This window comes from Coprococcus sp. AM97-35 (assembly GCF_027697525.1).
Classification (GTDB): domain Bacteria; phylum Bacillota; class Clostridia; order Lachnospirales; family Lachnospiraceae; genus Allocoprococcus; species Allocoprococcus comes.
In genome coordinates this window covers 1-780 of the sequence record NZ_JAQESL010000082.1, presented here as the reverse complement: position 1 = coordinate 780, position 780 = coordinate 1, and the positions used below count along the sequence as shown (strand labels likewise).

Annotated in this window: 2 protein-coding genes; both read right to left on the bottom strand. The window is 29.0% G+C overall.

Features of this window, described 5'->3' with window-relative positions; genetic code table 11:
- Nucleotides 1-58: 58 nt before the first annotated feature.
- The gene (locus tag PG840_RS16760; protein ID WP_055061723.1) at nt 59-382 is read right to left on the bottom strand and encodes a hypothetical protein; all 324 of its coding nucleotides are present in this window, start codon (nt 380-382) and stop codon (nt 59-61) included.
- A 1-nt stretch (nt 383) separates the two neighbouring features.
- The gene (locus PG840_RS16755; protein ID WP_117762158.1) at nt 384-587 is read right to left on the bottom strand and encodes a helix-turn-helix transcriptional regulator; all 204 of its coding nucleotides are present in this window, start codon (nt 585-587) and stop codon (nt 384-386) included.
- Between the last annotated feature and the right edge of the window lie 193 nt (nt 588-780).

Below are 780 nucleotides of genomic sequence, written 5' to 3'. Positions count from 1 at the left end.
TCCTAAGACTAACTGCTTTGTGTATAGGTGTATAAAATTATCATATTTTCCTAATGATTTATAACTGTTTATCAAAATACATAATTGCAATCAGTTCAAGCAAATTACGCAAACCAATAAAAAGTTCTCCAAAAAGAATTACTCGGTCAAGTGTAAACATAATTTGAATATCTATAAATAATGGTACTGATGTTGCAATCGCTAATAATATAATCAATGTCCAATTTGCTATATTAGCAGACTGATTTGCTTTTAGCTGTATCGTCAACCAGCGTTCATCACCCTTATATTCAACTTGCTTTTTTGCTTTCAATATATAAAGCCACAACGTTGCTCCTAATGCTAAAACAAGAAAAATCAAGATAATAATTTGCTCATTCATACTATTTGTCCTCCCTATGCTCGAAAACTTCACCAATAGAAACACCAAATACTTCTGCAATTTTAAATGCCAATTCTAATGACGGAGTATATTTATATTTTTCTATTGATATAACTGCTTGTCGTGAAATTCCAACTTTTTCAGCTAAATCTGCTTGTGTCCAGTCCCTTTCAGCACGTAAAACTTTAATTCTGTTCCATATCAAAGTTATCGCTCCTCTCCAAAATATAATGTACTGATTACTTTTAATGTAATGTATTCATTACATTTTGTCAACACAAGAATACATATAGAATTATGATTTAAAGCAAATTTTCAATTTTTATTTTTTAAATTTCTGTTCTAACATTCATAATTGATAATACAATATAAATCCTATGCACCGATAATCTTATTGA